General features: G+C 72.7%; 19 protein-coding genes and 1 pseudogene. 11 read left to right on the forward strand and 9 right to left on the reverse strand.

The window, feature by feature from the left end; all coding sequences use genetic code 11:
• The first annotated feature begins 69 nt into the window (after positions 1-69).
• A complete protein-coding gene (locus WMF28_RS40510; protein ID WP_437604361.1) occupies positions 70-1,455 on the forward strand; it encodes a diaminobutyrate--2-oxoglutarate transaminase in 1,386 nt (461 codons plus the stop codon).
• 85 nt (positions 1,456-1,540) lie between these two features.
• Here the strand turns inward: WMF28_RS40510 and WMF28_RS40515 are convergent, their stop codons facing one another.
• The 4 genes from WMF28_RS40515 to WMF28_RS40530 all read right to left on the reverse strand — a co-directional run bounded on the left by WMF28_RS40515 (position 1,541) and on the right by WMF28_RS40530 (position 5,705).
• Positions 1,541-2,968, reverse strand: a complete 1,428-nt coding sequence (locus WMF28_RS40515) for a hypothetical protein (protein WP_437599067.1) — start codon at positions 2,966-2,968, stop codon at positions 1,541-1,543.
• A 403-nt stretch (positions 2,969-3,371) separates the two neighbouring features.
• Positions 3,372-4,268: a hypothetical protein gene (locus tag WMF28_RS40520; RefSeq protein WP_437599068.1), complete on the reverse strand. Its 897-nt coding sequence runs from the start codon at positions 4,266-4,268 to the stop codon at positions 3,372-3,374.
• 233 nt (positions 4,269-4,501) lie between these two features.
• On the reverse strand, positions 4,502-4,975 hold the full coding sequence (locus WMF28_RS40525; protein WP_437599069.1) for a nucleoside 2-deoxyribosyltransferase domain-containing protein: 474 nt from the start codon (positions 4,973-4,975) through the stop codon (positions 4,502-4,504).
• 73 nt (positions 4,976-5,048) lie between these two features.
• A complete protein-coding gene (locus WMF28_RS40530; protein ID WP_437599070.1) occupies positions 5,049-5,705 on the reverse strand; it encodes an RNA polymerase sigma factor in 657 nt (218 codons plus the stop codon).
• A gap of 197 nt (positions 5,706-5,902) precedes the next feature.
• Between WMF28_RS40530 and WMF28_RS40535 the strand changes: the two genes are divergently transcribed.
• Positions 5,903-7,069 (forward strand): hypothetical protein, encoded by a 1,167-nt coding sequence (locus WMF28_RS40535; RefSeq protein WP_437604362.1) that lies wholly within the window; start codon positions 5,903-5,905, stop codon positions 7,067-7,069.
• A gap of 84 nt (positions 7,070-7,153) precedes the next feature.
• Here WMF28_RS40535 and WMF28_RS40540 read toward each other — a convergent pair whose 3' ends face one another.
• Positions 7,154-9,472: a heavy metal translocating P-type ATPase gene (locus tag WMF28_RS40540; RefSeq protein ID WP_437599071.1), complete on the reverse strand. Its 2,319-nt coding sequence runs from the start codon at positions 9,470-9,472 to the stop codon at positions 7,154-7,156.
• A 150-nt stretch (positions 9,473-9,622) separates the two neighbouring features.
• Between WMF28_RS40540 and WMF28_RS40545 the strand changes: the two genes are divergently transcribed.
• Positions 9,623-10,093, forward strand: coding sequence for a DoxX family protein (locus tag WMF28_RS40545; RefSeq protein WP_437599072.1), 471 nt, complete (start codon positions 9,623-9,625; stop codon positions 10,091-10,093).
• A gap of 81 nt (positions 10,094-10,174) precedes the next feature.
• Here WMF28_RS40545 and WMF28_RS40550 read toward each other — a convergent pair whose 3' ends face one another.
• Positions 10,175-13,342 carry an efflux RND transporter permease subunit gene (locus tag WMF28_RS40550; protein ID WP_437599074.1) on the reverse strand — a complete coding sequence of 1,056 codons (3,168 nt, stop codon included), beginning with the start codon at positions 13,340-13,342 and terminating at the stop codon, positions 10,175-10,177.
• Positions 13,343-13,349: 7 nt separating this feature from the next.
• Positions 13,350-14,438 (reverse strand): efflux RND transporter periplasmic adaptor subunit, encoded by a 1,089-nt coding sequence (locus WMF28_RS40555; protein WP_437599076.1) that lies wholly within the window; start codon positions 14,436-14,438, stop codon positions 13,350-13,352.
• Between the two features lie 296 nt (positions 14,439-14,734).
• Here WMF28_RS40555 and WMF28_RS40560 point away from each other — a divergent pair, with 296 nt between their 5' ends.
• On the forward strand, positions 14,735-15,367 hold the full coding sequence (locus tag WMF28_RS40560) for a TetR/AcrR family transcriptional regulator (RefSeq protein ID WP_437599077.1): 633 nt from the start codon (positions 14,735-14,737) through the stop codon (positions 15,365-15,367).
• A 37-nt stretch (positions 15,368-15,404) separates the two neighbouring features.
• Here WMF28_RS40560 and WMF28_RS40565 read toward each other — a convergent pair whose 3' ends face one another.
• On the reverse strand, positions 15,405-16,775 hold the full coding sequence (locus tag WMF28_RS40565; RefSeq protein WP_437599078.1) for an MATE family efflux transporter: 1,371 nt from the start codon (positions 16,773-16,775) through the stop codon (positions 15,405-15,407).
• A 416-nt stretch (positions 16,776-17,191) separates the two neighbouring features.
• Here WMF28_RS40565 and zigA point away from each other — a divergent pair, with 416 nt between their 5' ends.
• The gene (zigA, locus tag WMF28_RS40570) at positions 17,192-18,460 is read left to right on the forward strand and encodes a zinc metallochaperone GTPase ZigA (protein ID WP_437599079.1); all 1,269 of its coding nucleotides are present in this window, start codon (positions 17,192-17,194) and stop codon (positions 18,458-18,460) included.
• 100 nt (positions 18,461-18,560) lie between these two features.
• Here the strand turns inward: zigA and rpmG are convergent, their stop codons facing one another.
• Positions 18,561-18,731, reverse strand: coding sequence for a 50S ribosomal protein L33 (gene rpmG / locus WMF28_RS40575; RefSeq protein WP_437576648.1), 171 nt, complete (start codon positions 18,729-18,731; stop codon positions 18,561-18,563).
• A 391-nt stretch (positions 18,732-19,122) separates the two neighbouring features.
• Between rpmG and WMF28_RS40580 the strand changes: the two genes are divergently transcribed.
• The 6 genes and pseudogenes from WMF28_RS40580 (at position 19,123) to WMF28_RS40605 (ending at position 23,949) form a co-directional block, all read left to right on the forward strand.
• Positions 19,123-19,266, forward strand: a complete 144-nt coding sequence (locus WMF28_RS40580; protein ID WP_437599080.1) for a hypothetical protein — start codon at positions 19,123-19,125, stop codon at positions 19,264-19,266.
• A gap of 22 nt (positions 19,267-19,288) precedes the next feature.
• Positions 19,289-20,206: a pyrroloquinoline quinone biosynthesis protein PqqB gene (gene pqqB, locus WMF28_RS40585; protein WP_437599081.1), complete on the forward strand. Its 918-nt coding sequence runs from the start codon at positions 19,289-19,291 to the stop codon at positions 20,204-20,206.
• The gene (gene pqqC / locus WMF28_RS40590) at positions 20,203-20,904 is read left to right on the forward strand and encodes a pyrroloquinoline-quinone synthase PqqC (RefSeq protein ID WP_437599082.1); all 702 of its coding nucleotides are present in this window, start codon (positions 20,203-20,205) and stop codon (positions 20,902-20,904) included. The genes pqqB and pqqC overlap by 4 nt, the downstream gene beginning before the upstream one ends.
• Positions 20,905-20,911: 7 nt before the next feature.
• Positions 20,912-21,172: pseudogene (gene pqqD / locus WMF28_RS40595) on the forward strand (pyrroloquinoline quinone biosynthesis peptide chaperone PqqD); the annotation flags it as partial.
• Positions 21,173-21,346: 174 nt separating this feature from the next.
• Positions 21,347-22,456, forward strand: coding sequence for a pyrroloquinoline quinone biosynthesis protein PqqE (gene pqqE / locus WMF28_RS40600; RefSeq protein ID WP_437604363.1), 1,110 nt, complete (start codon positions 21,347-21,349; stop codon positions 22,454-22,456).
• The gene (locus WMF28_RS40605) at positions 22,453-23,949 is read left to right on the forward strand and encodes an MFS transporter (protein WP_437599083.1); all 1,497 of its coding nucleotides are present in this window, start codon (positions 22,453-22,455) and stop codon (positions 23,947-23,949) included. Before pqqE ends, WMF28_RS40605 begins: the two co-directional genes overlap by 4 nt.
• Position 23,950: the final 1 nt, after the last annotated feature.

Consider the following 23,950-nt stretch of genomic DNA (forward strand, 5'->3'; position numbering starts at 1 on the left):
ATGAGCTTGTCGACAGTATCCAGTTTGCCTGCATTCGACCCGTCGCCGCTGTCGTCCAGACCGACGCACATGGCGAGCCTCGCCGCCGAGCTGGCCGAGCGCCACCGGCGGCGCGCCCTGTACGATTTCGACGATCACCCGCTGCTCGAGCGGCAGCGGCAGCGGGAGTCGAACGCCCGCACGTACCCGCGGCGCTTGCCGCTGGCGCTCTCGCGCGCGCAGGGCGTGTACGTGGAGGACGTGCTCGGGCGCGTGTTCATCGATTGTCTGGCCGGGGCTGGCACCCTGGCGCTCGGGCACAACCACCCGGCGGTGATCGAGGTCCTGGAGAGCACGCTGCGCTCCGGTCTGCCGCTGCACGCGCTCGATTTCACCACGCCGGTCAAGGACCGCTTCATGCAAGACGTGCTCGGCGTGCTGCCGGCCAGCGTCGCCCGCCATGCGCGGATCCAGTTCTGCGGCCCCACCGGGGCTGACGCCGTGGAAGCCGCGCTGAAGCTGGTCAAGACGGCCACCGGGCGCGGGACGGTGCTCGCATTTCAGGGCGCGTACCACGGCATGACGCACGGCGCGCTCACCCTGATGGGCAATCTCGGGCCCAAGGTCGCGCTCGGCTCCAGCCTGCAAGGCGTGCAGTTCCTGCCGTATCCGTACGAGTACCGCTGCCCGTTCGGGCTCGGCGGCAGTGCTGGCATCGCGGCCTCGCTCGCGTACATCGACAACCTGCTGTCCGATCCGGAGAGCGGCGTGCCCAGGCCTGCGGCCATCATTCTTGAAGCGATCCAGGGCGAGGGGGGCATGATCCCGGCGCCGCCGGCCTGGTTGAAGGGGCTGCGGGGGCTGGCGACGCGCCATGACATCCCCTTGATCCTCGACGAGGTGCAGTCGGGGTTCGGCCGCACCGGGCGCATGTTCGCGTTCGAGCACGCCGGCATCGAGCCGGACGTGCTGGTCCTCTCCAAGGCGCTTGGTGGCGGGCTGCCGATGTCGGTGGTGGTGTATCACGAGCGCCTCGACACCTGGCGACCGGGCGCCCACGCGGGCACGTTTCGCGGCAACCAGCTCGCGATGGCGGCGGGCTCGGCCACGATCTCGGTCTTGCGCGCCGAGCGCCTCGACGCGGCGGCCGCGGAGCTCGGCGCGCGGCTCCAGCTGCAGCTTGCCGCGCTCGGCAAGGAGCTCGCGTGCATCGGCGAGGTGCGCGGGCGCGGCCTGATGATCGGCGTGGAGCTCGTCGACGCGGCGGCCATGCCCGACGCGCTCGGGGCGCGCCCTGCCCACCCCGATCTCGCCGCGCGGGTGCAGCGCGAGTGCCTGCGGCGCGGGCTCATCGTGGAGCTCGGCGGCCGCCACGGGAGCGTTGTGCGGTTCCTCCCGCCGCTCATCATCACGGCGGCTCAGATCGACGAGGTGGCGAGGCTCTTCGGTCAGGCGCTCGCGGCGTCCTGCCAGTAGCTGCCCGGGGCCTTCTCCTGGGGCGGAGGGGCCGGGGCCGCGGGCGTCGGGCCGCGCGTCGGCCGCGGGTGTCGGGCCGCGCGTCTCAGCGCTGCGCGCGGCCGAGGACGAACCGGCTGCTCGCCGGCTCGGAGAAGGTCGTCCACACGAGCGCGGCGCCGTCGCCCGCCGGCGCGATCTCGAGCCAGGACAGCCCGGTCGGCTCTCGCGCGAAGGCGTACCGAGGGACGGCGAGCGACCCATCGGCGTCCACGTGGAAGAGGCTCACCTGCGTCGCGCCGTCCTCGACGAGCGCCACGATGGCGCGGCCGTTCGACACGGCGATCGCGTGCTCCTGCGTGGCCTTCGCCGCGTCGCGCGTCGCGATCGGCACGGGGGTGCCGGCCGGCGCCGCCTGTCCGTCGAGCCAGCCGACCTCGAAGCGCTCGCCGTCGTGCCACACGCCGCCCACCCGGTCGGCCCCGGCGGGCGCGAGCGCCACGTCACGGATGCCGGCGATCTCGCGCGCCGCGCCGACCGTGCCCGACGCGTCGATCGGCACGAGGACGGTCGTCGGCGCGCCCTGGCCGCCGTCGCTGGCGAGCGCCCCGGCGGACACGACAAACCCCGGATCCGCGAAGGCTGCTGCGGTCATCTCGCCGTAGGCCGCGTCGGCGACGGTCGATTGCCATGTTGCCTCGCCTGCCTCGTCGAGCAGCTCGGCGACGATCTTCGCCGGCGCCGCCGCGACATCGGTGCTCGCATAGACGAGCAGCGGCGCTGCGCCGGGCCTCGCCGCGAGCACCGGGTACGTGGCGTTCGCGATGGTGCGCGACGAAAGCTCGTTTCCGTCCCGATCGAGGCGGAGGAGGCGCAGCGCGGGGCCGTCGCCCCCGCCGCCGATCGCCATGACGAAGCCTCCGGGGCTCGGCGCGAGCGCCACGCGCAGCGCCGAGGGGGCGTCCACGCAATCCCACCGGCGCTCCAGATCGAGGCCTGTCGAGAAGCGGGCGAAGTGGATGGTGTCGTCGAAGCTCAGCCATGCCGCGGCGAGGCCTTGTTCGTCGCTCGCGATCGCGATATCGCCGACGTTGTACCCGTCGATGCGCGGCCGCGCGCACGCGAGCTGGTGGGGTGCCCCGAGGCAAGAGTCGCAGTCACGGACATCGATCGAGCAGACGTCGCTGCATGCGAGGCGGCCTCCCGCGTATCCCAGTGAGCTGCACGTCTCGCTGACGTCGCCGTCGCACGCCTCGGTCACGTCGCTGCACTGGACCGGGCTGCCGTCGGAGCTCGAGCAAACCTCGCACGTATCCTTCACGCCATTGCCGCAGCGCTGCGCGTCGGTATCGCATACAGCGGAGAGCTCGGGCGCGCTGCAGGTGTCGGGGAACGGCTCGGCTCCGCCCGAGCCGCCGGAGCCGCCGGAGCCGCCCGTGTTGCCCGGGTCCCGGTCGATCTCGACCGAGCCGCAGGCGCCGAGCGTTGTCGCGAGCAAAGGCGCCATCGCGCACAGACAGGTTCTCGTTCGCATACCTGCTCCCGCTGCAACGACCGAGCCAGCGAGGGGAGCAGCGGAGCGCACGGGGCCTGGGCTTGCGGGGCTTCGAATTGGCTTCGAGCCGAGCGCGAGGCCTCGTGCCTCATGGCACACGGTGGCGCACGGCTGAACCGGGCTTGCGGCGCATTCTGTGCCTTGGAGCGACAGGGATGCGCGAAAGGAGGGGCGTGTTCAAACAAGAGCAGAGTCCGCGCGATCCGCCGTGAAACGCCGAGGATCGTGACGAGAGCCGGCCCGATGTCGCGCTCGATCCTGCGCCGCGTGGGGTTCCAGGAGCTCGCCGAGCTCGATTTCCTCGTGGATCGATTCGGCTGATGTGGGAGCTCGGCTTGTGTGCGAGGGGCCTTGAGGCTCTCGTCACCACGCGGTCGCGCGCTCAGGAGCCGGTCGTGGCGAGGAGCTCCCGGGCGTCGCTGACGACGGCGGCGCGGCGTACCCAGCGGTCCAGCTCGGCGATGTCGGTGCTCGCGAGGACGCGCTCCCGCACCTCGGCGGGGACCTCCAGGCCGCGGGCCTCGAGGAAGGTGAGCACATCGTGTGCCTTGGTCTTCAGGGTACCCTCGCGCATCCCTTCCTCCCTACCCTTCGCCACGTAGCTACGCGCGAATTCACTCTGAAACTCGTATCCGCTCTTCATCATCGCCTCCAACATCCGCCTCGCCGCTGCGTTCAGCGAGGATAGCACCAGGTCCCCGTACAAGGCCCGGCGCTCCTCATCCAGCCCCGCTGCGGCCGCCAGGAACGCCACGCCGATCGCCTCCGCCGCATCACCCTGCCCGTGCGCCATCGCCGAAAGCACGGACACCTCGGGCGCTGCCTTCGCCTGCTCGGCGTCCGTGACGACCGGAACGCCCGCTGGCCCGAGCACCAGCGGTTTCAACGTCCAGTCGGGGTGCCCCGTGTCGATCGGCCGCGAGCACCACCGCGCCATCACCGCGTCGATCGTCACGACGAGCAGCCGGGTCGGGCAACGGTGCCGGGCCCTCGTCTGCGTGACATACACCGGCCAGACATACGGTTTGTCCGGATCCACGCCGAGCTGGACCTCGACGACAATCGCCATCGCGGGCCGCTGCTGCTCGCCGACCAGCAGCACGACGATGACGTCCGCCCTCCGGTCCGAGGGCATCACCTCCGTCAGGTCGGAGGACTCGACGCGCGCCTCCGTGAAGGCCGGTACCGGCTGGCCGAGCGCGTCTTGCAGCATCTCGGCGGCCAGCGTCGGCCGGTTCTTGAACAGCTCCACCAGGGCTTCGTGGGTCACTGAGGGCATCGGTAGTCTCTCGGTCATTTGCAGTCATACTGGATTTCAAGCAGCCTCTCTGGCTCTTGTGGACGGTTCCACAGGGGCCCGAGCAGCCACCTCCCAGTTCTAAATTCCGAGCAGACCGGTGAGGTCGTCACGCCTTGTGACCTGCGTGTACCCCGACGTCACAGGGCACGGGGCTCCACGAGAGGGCTCTCGGGGCCAAGCGAGGAGCTGATCCCGCGAAGCGCTCCGTCGCGCTAACCGCCGCTCCTCTGCAGGAGCGCGCCGCGCACCGCGCGCAGCCCCTCTGGCAAGCTCGCGTAGCGCGGTATCGCATACCGCTCGCACACCACATCCACGTTGCCTTTGCGCCAGAACGCCTCCGGGCAGACGACATGCATCTTCCCGGTGCGACCGAACAGGCCGAGCTCCAGCAGGCTGATCGGCGCCTTCGAGCCCGGCGCGAGGTACATCAGGATGACGTCCGCCTCCTCGAGCCCGCGAAGCTCCCACGCGACCTGCTCGACGAAGCTCGGGTTATCGAGGCTCTGCGCCCAGTCCGGCTCCCACCGCTCCCGCCGCGGGTTGAGGATCATCACGTCGAGGTCGGCGAGCTCCTGCACGACGCCCGCCTGCCACGGCTCGGCCTGGCCGTTATCGATGGATCCGGCGAGAAAGAGCCTCGGAGTCGTCGCGCCGTCGAACGGCCGCGGCGCCAGCACCTCGATCATGAGAAAGACCTCGCCGGTGAGAGCCCGTCGTGAGAACCCGTTGACCTCGCCCGCGCCGCGCTGATCCGCCGCGTCACCCGGCCGGACCGCGCCCCCCCGCCCCGTGCCCGCAGCCGGGCCTCGGCGCCGGCTCGCCCTTCGCCGGTGCCGGCGGTACCGGGCCGCACGAGCAGTCGAGGCAGCCGTGCTCGGCGCAGGTCCCGCACGACGCGGCCACCTGCTTGCGGAGGGCCTCGCGGGCGCGGAAGAGGCGCACCGCCGCGTTGTTCGCGGTGATCGACGCCTCCTCGGCGAAGGCCTGGACCGACAGCCCGTCGACCTCCACGCGCTGGAGCGCGGCGGCGTACTCGGGCTTCAGCGTGGTGGCCAGCGTCCGGACGCACTGGCACACGGTGCGGTGCTCCACCTGGGGCTCGGCCACCTCGTCGAGCTCGGCGGCCAGCGCGGCCATCGCCCGCTCCGACGCCCCCTTTCGCCGGAAATAGTCCACCACGGCGTTCCGAAGGGTCCGATAGAACCACGCCGTGGCGGACTCGTCATTGCGCAGGCTGTCAATGCGGCCGATGCCCCGCACGAACGCGTCCTGCAGGATGTCCTCGGCGACCGCCCGGTCGCCGACCTTGCGCTCCAGGAAACGCAGGAACTCCCGATGGCTCTCGACAAGGGTCGCGACGACCTCTGCCGAGCCCGCAGGCTCGGCGCCTTCCGGGGTTCGCTCGGGCTCCCTCATGGCGCACCAGGCTATCCTCGAGGCCCGCCTTCCGCCACCCACCACCCCGCCACCGCGCCCGCCGCCACCGCGCCTTCCGCGCCACCCCGCCACCGCGACGCGACGCGAGCACCCCGGCAGCCGCGTCACAAAGGGATGGCCGGCGTGACCGGCCGGGTCACAATGTCCGCCTCACCAGGAACTTGGAGGTAGACGTGATGCTTCAGAGGGTGCTCGTCCTGTCCAGCGTGGGACTTGTGTCGGCCTGCTCCGGGGCAGACCCGGACGTCGCGCCGACGTCCGCGCTAGTCTGTCAGGCCTCGCCGGATTGCGCCCCTGCGCCCGAAACGCCCCTGTGCGACCAGGTGCGCGGCGAGTGCGTCGCCCTCCCGCCTGGATCCCCGATCGGCGTGAAGGACGGCAGTCCGTCCTCGGTCGCGCTCGTGCCCGTCCACGAGCCGGACAGGCAGCGTGAGCCGACCGATCTCGACTTCAACCCTGAGCGGCCCGAAGAGCTCTGGGTCGTCAACCGCAAGGACGACAGCGTGATCATCATCACGAGGCCCGGCGCGCCGGACAGCACGTCGATCCGCCTCCGTGACCCCGCCGCAACGCACTTCATGGACCGCCCGCCGGCGATCGCCTTCGGCCACGCAGGCACGTTCGGGGTCTGCGGCGACAACGACAACGGCGGCAATGACTTCATGGGTCCGTCGCTCTTCTCGTCGGACCTCACGATCTTCGCGGAAGCGACGCCCGACGGCCTCGGCTCGCACCTCGACATGCTCCACTCCAGCCCCTTCTGCAAGGGCATCGCGCACGAGGCGTTCAACGTCTACTGGGTCTTCAACGGCCACGACCTCGCGCTCGACCGGTACAACTTCGCCCGCGATCACGGCCCCGGGCACGACGACCACGCCGACGGCGAGATCTACCGCTATGCCGCCGGCGAGGTGCTCGGGATCGACGAGGCGCCGAGCCACATCTTCTACAACGCCGAGGACCGGCACCTCTACGTCGCCGACACCGGCCACCGGCGGCTGCTGAAGCTGGATACGGCGAGCGGCACGCGCGGAGCGGACTTCGACGGGCAGGAGCCGGTCGAGGCGCGCAGGCACGTCGATGGGGCCACGCTGGTCGAGCTCGTCCCCCCGGGGACGCTCGAGGTGCCGAGCGGGATCGAGGTCCACGAGGGCCTCGTCTTCGCCACCGATCATGCCACGAGCCGGTTCTATGCCTTCGACCTGACAGGGCAGCTGGTCCGCACCCTGGATACAGGGCTGCCGGCCGGGTCGCTCGCCGGGTTCACCTTCGGGCCGGACGGCAAGATCTACTTCACCGATCTGCTGTCGAGCCGCGTTTACCGCATCGATCCCATCCTGTAAGCGCTCGACCGATCGACCCACCGTTCGATCGACGTCAGGGCGCTTGTGACCCGATCGGTCACACTTGCCCTCGGCGAGCGGCGTTCAGCCCGCCTGCCCGAACCGCCGCAGCCGGAGGGAGCTGAGGAGCACCGAGACGCTCGACAGGCTCATGGCCGCGCTCGCGAGGACCGGCGACAGGAGCCAGCCGGTCAGCGGGTAGAGCGCGCCGGCGGCGATCGGGATGCCGACCACGTTGTAGATGAACGCCCAGAAGAGGTTCCGGCGGATGGTCCGCAGCGTCGCGCGCGAGAGCCCGAGCGCGGTCGGCAGGGCGGCGATGCCGCCGCGGAGCAGCGCCACGTCGGCCGCCGCGACCGCGATGTCGGTGCCGCTCGCGACAGCGATCCCCACGTGGGCGCCGGCGAGGGCGGGCGCATCGTTGATGCCGTCGCCGACCATCGCGACAATGCGCCCGCGCTCCCGCTCCTCGCGCACGATGCGCGCCTTGTCCTCGGGGCGGACCTCGGCGAACACCTCGTCGATCCCGAGCTGCCGCGCCACCGCGCGCGCCGTGGCCTCGCGGTCGCCGGTCACCATGGCGACGCGCACGCCGAGCCGGCGCAGCGCGGCCACGGCCTCCGCGGCCTCGGGGATCGGCAGGTCGGCGACCGCGACGAGACCGGCGAGCCGGCCCTCGACGGCGACGAACGACGGGGTGTTCCCGTGCGCGGCGAGGCCCTGGGCGAGCTCCTCGAGCGGCGCGGCGTCGATCCCGAGCTCGGCGAGGTATCGGGCGGTGCCGATGCGCACCTCGCGCCCGTCGACGCGGGCGACCACGCCGCGGCCGGCGTCGGCGCGGAAGCCCTCGGGCGCGGAGAGCGGGAGACCGCGGGCGCGCGCGCCCTCGACAAGCGCCCTGGCGACCGGGTGCTCGCTGCCGAGCTCCGCCGACCCGACAAGGCGCAGGAGCTCGTCCTCCGGGATGCCCGCCAGCGCCTTCACCGCCGCGAGCTGCGGCCGCCCCGCGGTGAGCGTGCCCGTCTTGTCCACGAGGACGGTATCGACGCGGCTCGCGGCCTCGAGCGCCGTGCCGCCCTTCACGAGCACGCCGAGCTCGGCGCCGCGGCCTGTGCCCACGGCCACGGCCGCGGGCGTCGCGAGGCCGAGGGCGCACGGACAGGCGATCACGAGGACGGCGACGAACCGCTCGACCGCCGCGGCGAGCCCCGCCGCGCTCGGATCCACGATCAGCCAGGCGACGAACGCGACGGCGGCGATGCCGAGGACCACCGGGACGAAGACGCCGCTCACCGTGTCGGCGAGGCGCGCGATCGGCGCCTTCGAGCCCTGCGCCTGCTCGACCGCCTCGACGATGCGGGCGAGCGCGGTCCCGGCGCCGGTCCTCGTGATCCGCACGGTGAGCTGCCCGCTCTGGTTGAGCGTGCCGCCGACCACGGGCGCGCCCGCGCCCTTGTCGACGGGGAGGCCCTCGCCGGTGAGCATCGACTCGTCGACCGCGGAGGCGCCGGCGACGACCTCGCCGTCGCTCGGCATACGCTCTCCCGGGCGGACGCGGACGAGATCGCCGGGCGCGAGCTCGGCGGCCGGGATCTCCTCCTCCAGGTCGCCGCGCAGGCGCCGCGCCGTCCTCGGCTGGAGCGCGACGAGCCCGCGCACGGCGTCGGTGAGCCGCCTGCGGGCGCGCGTCTCGAGGAGCTTGCCGAGCAGGACGAAGGTGATGATGGCCCCGGCGGCCTCGAAGTAGACGTGCGGCTGTGCGCCGTGCCCGGCGTGGGGGAAGAGCTGCGGCGCGACGACCGCGATCGCCGAGTAGACCCACGCGGCGCCGGTCCCGAGGGCCACGAGCGTGTTCATGTCGGCCGCCCGGTGCCGGAGCGCGGCCCAGGCGAGCCGGAAGAACCTGCGTCCCGGGCCGAAGACCACCGCGGTCGCGAGGGCGAGCTGGAGGAGGCGGCCGCCCGCGCTTTCCGCGCCCGGGATGCGGCCGTGCGACATGCCGAGGACGAGCAGCGGGGCCGACAGGGCGAGCGCGACAAGGAAGTCCCGCCAGAGAGCGCGTCGCTCGCGGTCGAGGCTCTCCTCGGCGGCGCCCGCCCGGCCGGCCAGCGCGACGGCGGCGCCGGCCGGCTCGGCGGGGCGCTCCGGGACGCCGTAGCCGGCGCGCTCGATGGCGGCGACGAGCGCCTCCGCAGGCGCGGCGGCGGGATCGAACGTGATTGTGGCCGTAGCGGTCACAAGGTTGACCTTCGCGTCGCGGACGCCGTCTGTCGCGAGCAGGGCGCGCTCGACGCGGCGGACGCAGGCGGCGCAGGTCATCCCCTCGACGGGCAGGTCGACGCGGCGGGCGGCGGCGTCCTCGGTGTCCTGGGGGGCGGGAACGGAGACGGATGCGGTCGACATGATCACCTCGCTGTCGACCGGCAGACGCACGGCCGCCCCGCGCATTACAGCGAGCGCGCCGGAGCGCACCGCCCGGGCGGCTGCGCCGGGGCTCGTGGCCCGAGCGCTCGGGATGACCCGAGCCCCCGGCGCCCGGGGTACGATGCCGGCATGAGCGCCGCGCCCCCCCGCAGTCTGCTTCGCCGGATCACCGAGACGAGCGCCCCTGCGTCGGCGGTCTTGATCCGCCTCGCCGTGGGCAGCGTCTTTCTGTCCGAAGGGATCCAGAAGTTCCTCTTCCCGGCCGAGATCGGCGCCGGCCGCTTCGCCAAGATCGGCCTCCCCGCGCCGGAGGTCCTCGGCCCCTTCGTCGGTGCCGTCGAGATCGCCTGCGGATCGCTCGTCCTCCTCGGCCTCGCGACGCGCCTCGCGGCCGTGCCGCTGATCGTCACCATGCTGGTCGCGATCACGACGACGAAGGTTCCTATCCTCCTGAAGCGCGGATTCTGGGCCATGGCACACGAGTCGCGCACCGACTGGGCGATGCTGCTCGGGGCGCTGTTCCTGCTGCTCGTCGGTGCGGGCGGGCTCTCGCTCGACGCGCGGCTCGCCCGGTCCGAGACCCAGCGGCGCCCCCGGTAGCGGCCGGCCGCGTGGAGCGGCGCTGGCCGCCCCTGGCAGCCGAGCATCACCCGGCGCTGCCCGGTGGCGCCGGCGCGACGCTCACTCGCCGCCCGCCGCCGCGCCGGCCTCCGGCCTGCCGAGCAGCGCATCCAGCTCGGCCTCGCCCCTGTCCTCCGCTCCCCTGCCCCACCGGCGGCGCAGCCACTCGGCCGCGTCGTCGAAGAGCGAGTAGGCCACCGGCACCGCGAGCAGCGTGAGGACCAGGGAGAGCGACTGCCCGCCGAGAACGATGGCCCCGGTCGTCCGGTTCTGGCCCGAGCCGACGCCGTGCGACAGCACGAGCGGGATCATGCCGGCGACGAAGGCGATCGTCGTCATGAGGATCGGCCGGAGCCGGTCCTTGTTCGCCTGCAGGATCGCCTGGAGCCGCGGCATCCCCTCGGCCCGCAGGTGGTTCGTGTGGTCGATCTGGAGGATCGCGTTCTTCTTCACCACGCCGAAGAGGACGAGGAGGCCGAGCCCCGAGAAGAGGTTCAGCGACTGGTCGAAGAGCTTGAGCGAGATCAGCGCGAACGGGACCGTGAGCGGCAGCGAGAGCAGGATTGTGATCGGGTGGAGCCACGACTCGAACTGCGCCGCGAGGATCAGGTACATGAACACGAACGCGAGGCCGATGACGACGACGAAGCTCGTCGCCGTGCTCGCCGTGTTCTTGGAGCTCCCCACCGGCTGCGTGGAGTAGCCCGCCGGCATCTTCTGCTCGGCGATGATCCTGTCGAGCGCCGCCTGCACCGCCGTGTCGCCGACGCCGGGCGCGGCGTTCGCGCTGATCGTGATCTGCCGGCGCCGGCCGAGGCGGCCGATCGACGAGGGCCCGCTGTCGGGCTCCATCGCGACCACGCCGTGGAGCGGGACGGCGCCGTGCTTGGACGAGGGCACCGTGAGGAACGACAGGCTCTCGGCGCCTTCGCGGTGCTTCGCGTCGGCGCGCATGCGGACCTCGTACTGCTCGCCGGCCTCCGAGTACGTCGAGACCTTGAGCCCGCCGACGAAGAGCTGGAGCGCGCCGGCCACGTCGGCCACCTGGACGCCGAGATCCGCGGCGCGGTCGCGATCGATGATCGCGCGGAGCTCGGGCTTGCCGACGACGAGGCTGTTGTCGACGTCCACGGCGCCGGGGACCTTGCGCAGCTCGTCTGTGATGCGCGTCGCGTACTCGCCCAGGCGGTCGAGATCCGGCCCCTGGAGCGCCACCTGGATCCGCGCCGACGACTGGCCGCCGGACGAGATCGCCTGCACCTCGCCGGCCGTGGCGCGCAGCTCGGGCGGCAGCTTCGCGAGGATCTCGCCGCGCGCCCTCTGCATGATCTCGAGCTGCCCGAGCGCGCGCTGCTCCGGGTCCACGAGCATCACGTAGATCTTGGCGACGTTTCCGGCCTGCTGCTCCCCCTCCCCGACGGTCATGAGCGTGCTCGTGACGCCCGGGAGCCGGCGGACGTCGTCGGCGATCCGCTCGGCGATGAGGCGGGTCGAGGTGAGGCTCGTCCCCTCCGGCGCGCGCAGGTTGATCTCGAATTGCGCCTGATCGTCCTCCGGGAGGAAGCCGGCCGGCAGCGTCTTGGCGATGGGGCCGCACGAGCCGAGCACCGCCACGGACGCGACGACGATCACCCAGCGGCGCGCCATCACCCACGCGAGCGCGGCCATGTAGGCGCGCTCGATCGGCCGGTAGAAGACGTCGACCGCGCGCTCCAGGATCGGGGGCTTCGCGTGCGCGTCCTTTCGCTTGTGCCCCGACAGCCACCGCGCGGCGAGCGAGGGCGTGAGGGAGAAGCTGACGATCAGCGAGACCCCGATGGCGAACGCCATCGTGAGGCCGAAGCTCTTGAGGAAGCGCCCCACCATGCCGGGCATGAACGCGACCGGGATGAAGACCGCCATGAGCGAGAGGGTGGTCGCGAGCACCGCGAGGCCGATCTCCTTCGTCGCCAGGACGGCGGCCGGGAACGGCTTCATGCCCTTCTCGTCGATGTAGCGGACGATGTTCTCGAGCACGACGATGGCGTCGTCGATCACGATGCCGACGGCGAGCGCGAGCGCGAGGAGCGTGAGGAAGTTGAGCGTGAAGCCGGCGATCCACATGACCGCGAACGTCCCGACGACCGAGATCGGGATCGCGAGCGCCGCGATCAGGGTGCTGCGGGCGTTGCCGAGGAAGAGGAGCACCACCACCGCGGCGAGGAGGGCGCCGAGCACGAGGTGCTCCTTCACGGCGGCGATGCCCGTGCGGATCACGCGCGAGCCGTCGCGCACGACCTCGATCTTCGTCCCCTCGGGCAGCGAGCGCTGCACCTCGGCGAGGCGCTCCCTCACGGTGTCGACGACGGTGACGGTGTTCTGGCCTGACTGCTTGACGATGGACAGGAGGACGGTGCGCCGCCGGTCGAGCTGGGCCCACGTCTTCTCCTCGGCGCGGCCGTCCTCGACGCGGGCGACGTCCGCGAGGCGCACGGCATGCCCGTCCTGCTCTCGGAGGACGATGCGGCCGAGGGCCTCGGGCGAGTCGACGCGCCCCATCACGCGGAGCGTGAGGTCCTCGGGGCCGGTCTCGACGCTGCCGCCCGGCGTCATCAGGTTCTGCGCCGCGATCGCGCGCTGCACCTCGGCCGCCGTGATCCCCTGCGCCCGCAGGGCGATCGGGTCGAGCCAGACGTTGATCTGCCGGTTCTGCGCGCCGATCAGGTTGACCTGACCGACGCCGGAGATGCCCTCGATCTGCCGGCGCACCTGCTTGTCGGCGATCTCGCTGAGCTCGCGGATCGGCCGGTCCGACTCGACGGAGACGAGCAGGACCGGGGCCGCGCCGAGGTCGATCCGGCTCACGATCGGCGGATCGACGCCCCTGGGCAGGCTGGGCAGGACGGCGTTGATCTTGTCGCGCACCTCCTGGGCCGCGACGTCGGCGTCCTTCTCCAGCTCGAAGCCGACGACGACCTGGCTCACGCCCTGGGTCGACGTCGAGCGGAGGTCCTCGATGCCGCTGATGGTGTTCACGGCGCCCTCGATCCGGTCGGAGATCTCGGTCTCCACCTCCTCGGGCGCCGCGCCGTCGAGGCGCGTCGTGACGACGACGTACGGGACGTCGATGTTCGGGAACTGGTCGAGGCCGAGCCGGGTGTAGCCGGCGGCGCCGAGGACCACGATGACCAGCATGAGGACCGACGCGAAGACCGGCCTCTTGACGCAGACACGGGCGAGCCACTGCATGACGACCTCACTCCACGGCTTGGCCGTTCTGGAGCTCCTCGGACGGCTTCATCACGATGGCGTCGCCCGCGCGGACGCCGCGGAGGACGGCCACGACGTCGCCCTTCTCCACGCCGATCTGCACGACGCGCTCCTCGATCCGGCGATCGACGACGGCGAAGAGGTGCGCGCGCCCCTCCTTCGAGACGATGGCGGACCGCGGCACCACCGGGCCGGGCGCCTCGCCGGTGGCGAGCGCGATCGACGCGAACATCCCCGGCCGCAGCGCGCCGTCGGGGTCCTGCACCTCGGCCTCGGCGACGAGATCGCGCGTGGCCTCGCGGACCGCGGCGCCGATCCAGCGCACGGTGCCCGGGAACGAGCGCCCCGGGTACGCCGGCACGGTGAAGGTCAGCGCGCCGCCGGTCGTGACGGCGGCGAGGCTCGCCTCCGGCACGGTGAACGAGAGGCGCAGCGCGCCCTTCGAGACGAGCGCGACGACCCGGGAGTCGTGGCGGACGTACTCGCCGACGTCGACGAAGCGCTCGGTGACCCTCCCGTCGAACGGCGCGCGGATCTGGCCGTCGCCGACGCTCTGCGCGGCGGCGCGCGCGCGGGCGGCGGCGGCCGCGACCGAGAGCGGGGCGCTCCGGCACTGGTCGGCGATCCTGTCGTGCTCGACCCGGGAGATCGCGCCGTTCTCGACCAGCGCCCTGTAGCGCTCGCACTCGCGCTTCGCCGTCTCCTCCTGCGCGCGGGTCAGGGCGGCGTTCGCCTGGGCCTCCGCGGCGGTGAGCGCGGCGGCGCGGACGTCGAGGCGCGCGAGCAGGTCGCCCTTCTTCACCTCGTCGCCGCGCTCGACGAAGGTCTCGAGCACGCGGCCGGCCGCGTTGGCGGCGAGGTCGGTCTGCCGCTCCCCGCGCAGCGTGCCGGTGAGCGCGAGGGTGCGCGGCATGGGCTCCTCGCGCACCGCCGCGGTCTCGACGCGGAGCGGCGGCGCGGTCGCCTCGGTCGCGCTCTCGGCGCTGGCCTTGGACGCGCAGCCCGCCGTGGAGGCGGCGAGCGCGGCGAGCAGAAGGAAGCTTTCGGCGCGGCGTTTCGTCGTGGCGTGGTTCAAGGATTCCTCGCGGAGGGATCGGTCACGGGGCGGCCTCACGCTCGGGCGGAGCACGACGTCGCGCGCGGACAGCGCGCCGCGCCGTCCGCGCGTTCCGCCGTCGCCCGGACCTCGGCCCCGCGGCGCGGCCGCGCGGCACCCCGATTATCGCAACCGATGGTTGCGGTGGGTATAACACGGCCGGGACCGACCGCAACAACCAGTTGCCATCATCGCAACCAAGAGAGGCGATGGCGGGCCGCGTCATGAAAATTGCGCTGGCGTGTGCCGCGTGACGGAACTTGAATGAAGGGTCGATGCAGGCGGCGACGGCGAAACGGACGGCGAAGCGGGTCTCCACGAAGAGGCGCGCGCTCGTGCGCGGCGAGCCGGTCGTGCGCGGCATCCTCGCGGCCGCGCTGGAGGAGCTCGCGAGCGCGGGCTACCGCGCGCTCCGGATCGAGGACGTGGCGACGCGCGCGGGGGTGAACAAGACCACCGTCTACCGGCGCTGGCCGACGAAGGAGGACCTCGTACGCGCCGCGCTCCTGTCGATCACGGACGAGAAGATCATCCCCCCGAACACGGGCTCGATCCGCGGGGATCTCATCGCGCTCGGGCGCGCGATCGTCGAGATCCAGACGTCAGCGGTGGGGCAGAGCCTCTTTCACGTGTTCCTCGCGGAGGGCCTCGACTCGGAGCTCATGGCCATCGCCCGCTCGTTGCGCGCCGTCCAGGAGGGCGGAATACGGGCGATCGTCGAGAGCGCCGTCGCGCGGGGCGAGCTCGCGCCGAGCGACGAGCCGATGCTCCCGTGCGAGCTCCTCGCGGCTTACCTCAAGCACAAGATGATCGAGGATCGCGCGGGCGTCGACGAGGCGCAGCTCGCGCGCGTCGTCGACGTGATCCTCCTCGGGGTGCTGCGCCCGGCGAGGCGGAAGCAGGCCTGAGCCGGCCGGGCGCGGGGGCGGCGCGCGCGGCGGCGGGTCAGACGGCGAGGGCCTTCCAGCGGCCGCGCGCGAAGGCGACGGCGAGGAGGGCGCTGCGGCAGATCCAGTCGGCGGTGCTGCCCATCCAGACGCCGGCGAGCCCGTGGCCGAGGGTCACCGCGAACAGCCACGTCCCGCCGACCCGGACGAGCAACGAGCAGACCAGCGTGACGGCGAGCACGGTCCGGGTGTCGCCGGCGCCGCGGAGCCCCGTCCCCATGACGGTGGCGAACGCCATGAACGGCTGCGCCACGGCGGCCACGGGGAGCGCGCGCTCTCCGAGGGCGAGGAGCTCGGGGTCGCTGGAGAACGCGAGCAGGAGCGGGCGCGGGGCGAGCACGAACAGGACGCCGAACGCGGAGAGGACGACGATGGCCATGAGGGCCGCGACGAGCCCGACCCGCGCCGCGTCGCGGGGGCTGCGCGCGCCGAGGCGCTGCGCCATGAGCGCCCCGGCGGCGATGCCGAACCCTTCGGCGGAGAGGAAGCAGACCGACTCGACGGCGATGAGCGCCTGGTTCGCGGCCATCGCGGTGGCGCCGAGCAGCCCGATGATGGCGACGAACCCCGTGTAGCCGGCGTGGTAGACGGAGCGCTCGGCGAACGCCGGCAGCGCGACCCGGAGGACCCGCCCGAGCGCCGCGGCGTTCGCCTGCCGGGCGGCCCGCGCGTCGGCGGCCGGCGCTGACCGCAGGGGCAGCGGGCTCGCGGGCGACACGAGCGCCGCGGTGAGCAGCAGCGCCTCGGTCGCCATGGTGCACGCCACGCCGACGGCCGCGCCGCGCACGCCGAGCGCGGGCAGCCCGAGGTGGCCGAAGATCAGGACGGCGCTGACCGCCACGTTGACGACGTTGCCGATCGCGGCCACGGAGAGCGGCGTCCTCGTGTCGCCGACGCCCTGCAGCGCCGACGCCGCGGCGGCCTCGACGAACGCGAACGGCAGGGCCGGCAGCACGATCTCGAGGTAGGCGATCGCCTGCTCGACGACCTCGGCGCCGGCGTGCGGGAAGAGCGCGCGGAGCAGCGGGCCGCAGGCGACGAGCAGCGGCAGCGCGACCGCCGCCCCGAGCGCGAGCGCGAAGACCAGCGACGCGCGCGCGGCGGCGGCGGCGGCGGCGCGGTCGCCGGCGCCCACGCTGCGCGCGACGACGGCGAGCGTGCCGGCGGAGGTGGCGCTGAAGACGGAGACGATGGTCCACGTGAGCGTCCCGCAGATCTGCATCGAGGCGAGCGCTGTCGTGGAGTAGCGCCCGACCATGCCGCGCCCGACGAGGAAGACCAGCGTCAGCAGCAGCATGTGCGCGATCGCGGGCCAGGCGAGCCGCCACACCTGGCCCGTCAGCGCCGCGCCTTCCGGTTCGCTTGTCACGAGAAGTTCGATCCTCCGGGCTCAGCCGCGCCCCGCCGCCTCGGTGGATATCACCTGCCGAGGTGCGCTCCACCCGACGAGGACGCGAGGCGGGCGAAGGCCGTGCGCCGCGCCGGACGGACTGAGTTGTTCGGGGCGACCCGAGCCCGAGCGCGGTGGTCGGGGCGGTCTCGGCGCGCGCCCGTCCGCGATGATCCCGAGCGCGCAAGGAGGCGCAGGCGTCCGGCACGCACGCCCTCTCCAGTCTACATTTTGTTGCAAATGCAATTATTGTGCATTAATTCGAGCGCGCGCCAACCCGGCGCCCGGCCGATGCGCCGCGACCGCGGAGGCATCTCGATCACCCCCACGCCCCACGTGGGCAGGCGCCCCTGCCCGCGCTGGAGCGCGCCGATGCTGGAGAGAGAGGACTCGACGTGACGCGAAAGCTCCCTGTGACCGTGCTGTCCGGCTTCCTGGGCGCCGGCAAGACCACGCTGCTCAACCACGTCCTCGCGAACCGCGACGCGCTGCGCGTCGCCGTGATCGTCAACGACATGAGCGAGGTCAATGTCGACGCCGCGCTCGTCCGGGGCGGGGGCGCGGCGCTGCGCCGCGTGGAGGAGCGGCTCGTCGAGATGTCGAACGGCTGCATCTGCTGCACGCTCCGGGAGGATCTCCTGGTCGAGGTGGCCCGTCTGGCGGCGGAGGGGCGCTTCGACTACCTGCTGATCGAGTCGACGGGCATCTCGGAGCCGCTCCCGGTCGCCGAGACGTTCACCTTCGACGATCCCGCGACGGGCAAGCGCCTCTCGGAGGTCGCCCGGCTCGACACGCTCGTCACCGTCGTCGACGCGCAGCGGTTCCTCGCGGACTGGACGAGCGCCGACGACCTGCGCGCGCGCGAGGCCGCGCTGGGCGACGACGACGAGCGCACGGTCGCGGATCTGCTCGTCGAGCAGGTCGAGTTCGCGAACGTGCTCGTGCTCAACAAGACGGATCTCGTGAGCGATGACGAGGTCGAGCGGCTCACGGCGATGCTCCTGCACCTGAACCCCGGCGCCAGGATCGTCAGGGCCTGCCGCGGCCGGATCGATCCTCGCGAGATCCTCGGCACCGGGCGCTTCGACTTCGAGGCAGCGGCGCGCTCGCCCGGCTGGATGCGGGAGCTGCGCGGCGAGCACGTGCCCGAGACCGAGGCGTACGGCATCGAGAGCTTCGTCTACCGCGCTGACCGCCCGATGCACCCGGAGCGGCTCTGGACGTTCATCCACGGCGCGGCCGCCTGGGATGGAGTGCTCCGCTCGAAGGGGTTCTTCTGGCTCGCAACCCGCGTGGACATCACGGGCGCCTGGTCGCAGGCGGGCGGCGCCGCCTCGTTCGAGGCGGCGGGCCGCTGGTACGCGGCCCTGCCCGAGGAGCTGCGCTCGGAGGACGACGAGAGGGGTGCCGTGTGGCACCCGGTCTGGGGCGACCGGCGGCAGGAGATCGTCTTCATCGGCGTCGACATGACCCGAGAGGCGCTCACGCGCGGCCTCGACGCCTGCTTGCTCACCCCCGAAGAGATGGCCGCGGGGCCCTCCGGCTGGAGCCGATTCGAGGATCCTTTCCCGGCGTGGCAGGACGAGAGAGAGGAAGAGGAGGAAGAGGAGGAAGAGAGAGAGGAAGAGAGAGAGGCCGAGCCGGCGCAGCTCCTCGTGTCGTGAGGCGCTCCAGGCTGGGTGACCGGCTCATCCCTCGGCGGCGGGCTCGCTACGGCGCAGCGCGCCCGCTCTCACGGCACGACCGCGAGCGCCGGGGCTGTGTTTACTTGCCGCCTCCCTTCGAGATCTTCCCTTCCGTGAAGGCCACGTGCTTGCGGGCGATGGGATCGTACTTCTTCATCTGCATCTTCTCCGTCATCGTCCGCTTGTTCTTCGTCGTGTAGTAGCAGTGACCGGTCCCCGCAGATGAGACGAGCTTGATGGTATCGCGCACGAGGTGCCTCCTTGTGGCCGCCAGGCGGCAGGCCCCGGTCCGCGGCGATGGCGGCGGATCGGCGGGCCTGCTGGATGCGACAGCGTTACCTCGATCTCGCCGTTGATGCAACCAAATTGCATTAACTGCGCGCTCCGTGGCGTCGTGCTCCATGGCGCGTTCGACGCTGGATCGCTCAAGGGCGAGGCGTGGCCAGGCAACCGAGGCCAAGGCGCGGTGCACCAGTCGCGTTCATGCGTAAATGAAATGAACTCTGCTCGACCCTCCCAGCCTTGACGTGAGGCTCCCTGGCGCGGAATCTCATGCAGTGAGCTGTGAAGCAGGCGAGCAGAAGCCTGCGTTTGCGTCAGCGAACAACGTCGTTCATACCCGAGGAAACAGGAGGTCCCCGATGCGCTACGAAAAGCCTGAGTTCGTCGAGATCAAGATGGACGCGGAGATCGGCTCGTACCAGAGCGACTTCGACCCTGTTCCGGTCAATTTCACGCGCCCGGCTCCGGCCGAGCGCCAAGGCGCCGAGGGCAAGGCGGAGTAAGGGCTCCGCAGCGAGCACTGGAATGCGCCTCTGCGTCCTGGGTTCGTCCGCCGGCGGCGGCCTGCCGCAATGGAACTGCGCCTGCGCGAACTGCGTGGAGGCGCGCCGCGGCTCCGCGCGCGTCCGCCCTCGCACCCAGGACGCGCTCGCGCTCGGGGTGGGCGACGGCGGCTGGTTTCTCGTCAACGCGTCCCCCGACGTTCACCGGCAGATCGAGGCCTTTTCGCCGCTGCACCCGCGGGCGGGCAGGGCCTCGCCCATCGCGGGGGTGATCCTCACGAACGGCGATCTCGATCATGCGCTGGGCCTCTTCTCCCTGCGCGAGAACACGCCGCTCGTGATCTACGCGACCGAGGCCGTCTACCGGGGCCTCACGGAGGGCAACGCCCTCTTCCGCACGCTCCAGCGCTTCCCCGGGCAGACCACGTGGCGGCGCCTCGAGCTGGAGCAGCCCGCGGAGCTCACCGGGCCGGACGGCGCGAAGGCCGGGGTGACGGTGGTCCCGGTCGCGCTGCCGGGCAAGGCGCCAAAGCACCTCGAGGGCCTCGCCCCGCCCTCGCCGGAGGACAACATCGGCCTCTGGGTCCGCGACGCGGCGAGCGGGCGCGTTGCCGCCATCGCGACGGCCGTGGGGGCCGCCGGCGGCTACGTGCCGCGCCTCGACGGCGTGGACGTCTGCTTCTTCGACGGCACCTTCTGGTCGAGCGACGAGCTCGTGCGCCTCGGGCTCGGCCAGGCCCGGGCCGAGGACATGGCGCACCTGCCCATCGGCGGCGACGGCGGGAGCCTGAGGCTGCTCGCGGGCGTCGCCGCGCGACGGAAGATCTACACCCATATCAACAACACAAATCCGATCCTCGTCGAGGGCTCGCCCGAGCGGCGCGCCGTGGAGGAGGCGGGCTGGGAGGTGGCCGCCGACGGCCTTGTGATCGACCTATGAACGACGAGCCGCTCTCCCGGGAAGCGTTCATTGCGCGGCTGCGCGACGAGGGCGCCCGGCGCTACCACGACAACCACAGCTTCCACCAGCGGATGCACCGCGGCGAGCTCTCGCGCCGCCAGATCCAGGGATGGGTGCTCAACCGTTACTATTACCAGACGCGGATCCCGATCAAGGACGCGCTCCTCCTCTCGAAGAGCGAGGACCCGTCGTTCCGGCGGCTCTGGATCCACCGCATCGTCGATCACGACGGCGCGCGCGAGGGCGAGGGTGGGCTCGCGCTGTGGCTGCGGCTCGCGGAGGGCGTGGGGCTCGACCGCGATGAGGTCGCGCGTCTGACCCGGGTGCTGCCCGCGGTGCGCTTCGCCTGCGACGCCTACGTGACGCTTGTGCGCGAGCGCAGCCTGCTCGAGGCGGTGGCCTCGTCGCTCACGGAGTTACTCGCGCCGGCTCTCATGTCCCGGCGCGTCGTCGCCTGGGAGCAACACTATCCCTGGGTCGACAGGGCCACGCTCGACTACTTCCGCGACCGGGTGACGCGCGCCCGCGTCGACTCGACCGAGGCGATCGATTACGTCACGGCGCGCGCGACGACGCGCGCCGCCCAGGAAGCGTGTGTCGCTGCGCTCATCACGAAATGCGACATCCTCTGGGCGATGCTCGATGCCATCGCGGCGGCCTACGAGCCCGAAGCGTGAGGCCGAGATGCCCCTCGCGCCCGGCGACCGGCTGATCCTCGCGAGCAAGGCGCGGCTCGTGCGGGACCGCTCCTCGGGCCGCGAGATCGTGCTCTATCCGGAGCGCGGCCTCGCGCTGAACCCGGTGGCCGCGGCGGTGGCCGTGCGCCTCGACGGCGCGCGCACCGTGGCCGCGATCGCCGCCGAGGTGGCGGCCTCCTTCGCCGCCGCGCGGCCGGACGAGGTGGAGCGCGACGTGCTCGCCTTCCTGGAGGAGCTCGCGGAGCGCGGGCTGCTCGAGGAGCGAGACGCCGCGCGGACCGTCGTCGAGGACGCCGCCGCGCGCGGCGCGCTGCCAGGGGCAGAGGCCGTGTCCGCTCCTGAGGGCGGCGCGGCGGGAGACGCCGCGTTGGGCGGTGCGGCGGGAGACGCCGCGTTGGGCGGTGCGGCGGGAGACGCCGCGTTGCACCGCCCCTATACGCTGATCGCGGAGCTCACCCACCGCTGTCCGCTGCGCTGTCCGTACTGCTCGAACCCGATGGAGCTCTCGGGCGCCGCCGGCGAGCTCTCGACGGAGACGTGGTGTCGCGTCTTCGCCGAGGCCGCCGAGCTCGGGGTGATGCAGCTCCACCTCACGGGCGGCGAGCCGCTCGCCCGGCGCGACCTCGAGGCGCTCGTCCGCGGGGCGCGCGGCGCCGGGCTGTACACGAACCTCATCACCTCCGGGGTCCCGCTCGCGCGCGAGCGCCTCGCGGCGCTGCGCGCGGCGGGGCTCGACAACGTGCAGCTCAGCGTCCAGGACGCCGACGCGGAGCGCGCTGACCGCATCGCCGGGTACGCGGCCTTCGACCCCAAGCTCGCGGTGGCCGGGTGGGTCAAGGCCGAGGGCTTGCCGCTCACGGTGAACGTTGTGCTGCACCGGGAGAACATCGAGCACGTCCCGGCGATCGTCGCGCTCGCCGAGCGGCTCGGGGCCGACCGGCTCGAGCTCGCCAATACGCAGTACCTCGGCTGGGCGCTCGCGAACCGCGAGGTGCTCCTGCCGACGCGGGATCAGCTCGAGCGCGCGTTCGCCGTCGCCTCGGCGGCGCGCGAACGGCTGCTCGGCCGGATGGAGATGGTCTTCGTCACGCCGGACTACTACGCCGCATGGCCGCGGGCCTGCATGGACGGCTGGGCGCGCCGTTACCTGCATATTGCGCCGGACGGCCTGGTGCTGCCTTGCCATGCGGCGCACACGATCCCGGGGCTGCGCTTCGAGACCGTGCGCGAGCGGTCGCTCGGCTGGATCTGGCGCGAGGCGCCGAGCATGAACCGCTTCCGCGGCGATGCGTGGATGGCGCCGTCGTGCCGGGGCTGCGACCGCCGCGAGGTCGATTTCGGGGGCTGCCGCTGCCAGGCCTACCACCTCACCGGGGACGCCGCCGCGACGGACCCGGCCTGCTCGCTTTCGCCGGCGCACGGGGTCGTCGAGGAGGCCCGGCTCCGCGCCGCCTCGGCTGCCTCGGCGCAGGGGGAGCCTCGTTATCTGCACCGCGGCGCGCCCCAGGTCCACCGCGGCGCGCCCCGTTGAGCTCCCGCGCGGCCAGGCCCTACGCCGTGCTCGGCGTGGTCGCCGTCGGCACGTGGATGTCCGCGCTCGGCAGCAGCCTGATCAACGTCGCGGTGCCGCTCGTCCGCCGGGACCTCGGGGTCGACATCGGCGCCGCGAGCTGGGTGCTCGCGGCCTACTCGCTCTCCGTGAGCGCGCTGCTCTTGCCGTTCGGCCGCCTCGGCGATCGTCACGGCAAGGGGCGCGTGTACACCGTGGGGTTCGGCGTCTTCGGCGTGGGCTCGGCGCTCTCTGCGCTCGCGCCCACGCTCGGGTCGCTCGTCGCCGCGCGCGCCCTCCAGGGCGCGGGGGCCGCCATGCTGATGGCGAACGGCCCGGCGCTCACCACCGCCGCGTTCCCGCCCGCGCAGCGCGGCCGCGCGCTCGGTTTGCAGGCGACGGCGACGTACCTGGGGCTCTCCCTTGGACCGTCGATCGGCGGCTGGCTCGCGCAGAACGCCGGATGGCATGCGGCCTTCTGGGTCAACCTGCCGATCGCCCTTGCGGGAGGGCACCTCGCCCGGTCGCTCGTGTGGAGCGGACCGGCCGGCGCGACGCTGGGCATCGGGGATGTCGGCCGCGGCGCGGGCTCAGCGTCGATTGCGGCCACGGGCGCGGCGTCGGCTCGGCCCGCGCTCGACGCGCGCGGGCGGCCTTTCCCGTGGGCGAGCGCGCTCCTCTTCGGCCCGGCGATCGCCGTGCTCCTCGTCGCCCTCACGCGCGGCCAGCGCTGGGGCTTTCAGAGCCCCAGGGTCGTCAGCCTCCTCGCCCTGGGCGCGGTGCTCGCCGCGGCGTTCGTGCGGGTGGAGAGGCGCAGCCCCGCACCGCTGATCTCGGGCGCCCTCCTCGCGCAGCCAGCGCTCGTGCGCGGGCTCGTCGCCGCCTTTCTCCAGTACGCAGCGGTGTATGTGATGCTGTTCCTCCTGCCGTTCTACTTGCAGGGTCAGCTCGCGATGCGCGCCGCGGAGGCGGGCCTGGTGATGACGGTGCAGCCCGCGGTGATGGCGGTGATCACCGCCACGAGCGGCTGGCTCTCGGACCGCATCGGCACGCGCGGACCGGCGCTCGCGGGCATGACGGCGCTCGCCGTGGGCCTCGCGTGCGTGGCCCTGCTCGGCCCCCGGCCCGAGCGCGTGAGCCTGCTCGCCGCGCTCGGGCTGGTGGGGCTCGGCTCGGGGCTGTTCACCGCGCCGAACAACAGCCGCATCCTGGGCGCGGCGCCGCGCGATCAGCAGGGCACCGCCGCGGGTCTGCTCGCCGAGGCGCGCAACGTGGGAATGCTGTGCGGCGTGGCGGCCTCCGGGGCGATGTTCGCCGCGCTCGGCGGTGGGGAGCCGGTCGAGGCGGCGGAGAGCGGCGCGCTCGGCGCGGCGTTCCGGGGGACGATGCTCGCCGCGTCGGCGCTCGCGGCCCTGGGCGCGGGCGTGAGCGCGGCGCGGTGGTCTCCGCGCGCGGGGGCGGCGGGGCCACCCTGAC

Source organism: Sorangium sp. So ce590, from assembly GCF_051521365.1.
Lineage (GTDB): Bacteria > Myxococcota_A > Polyangia > Polyangiales > Polyangiaceae > Sorangium.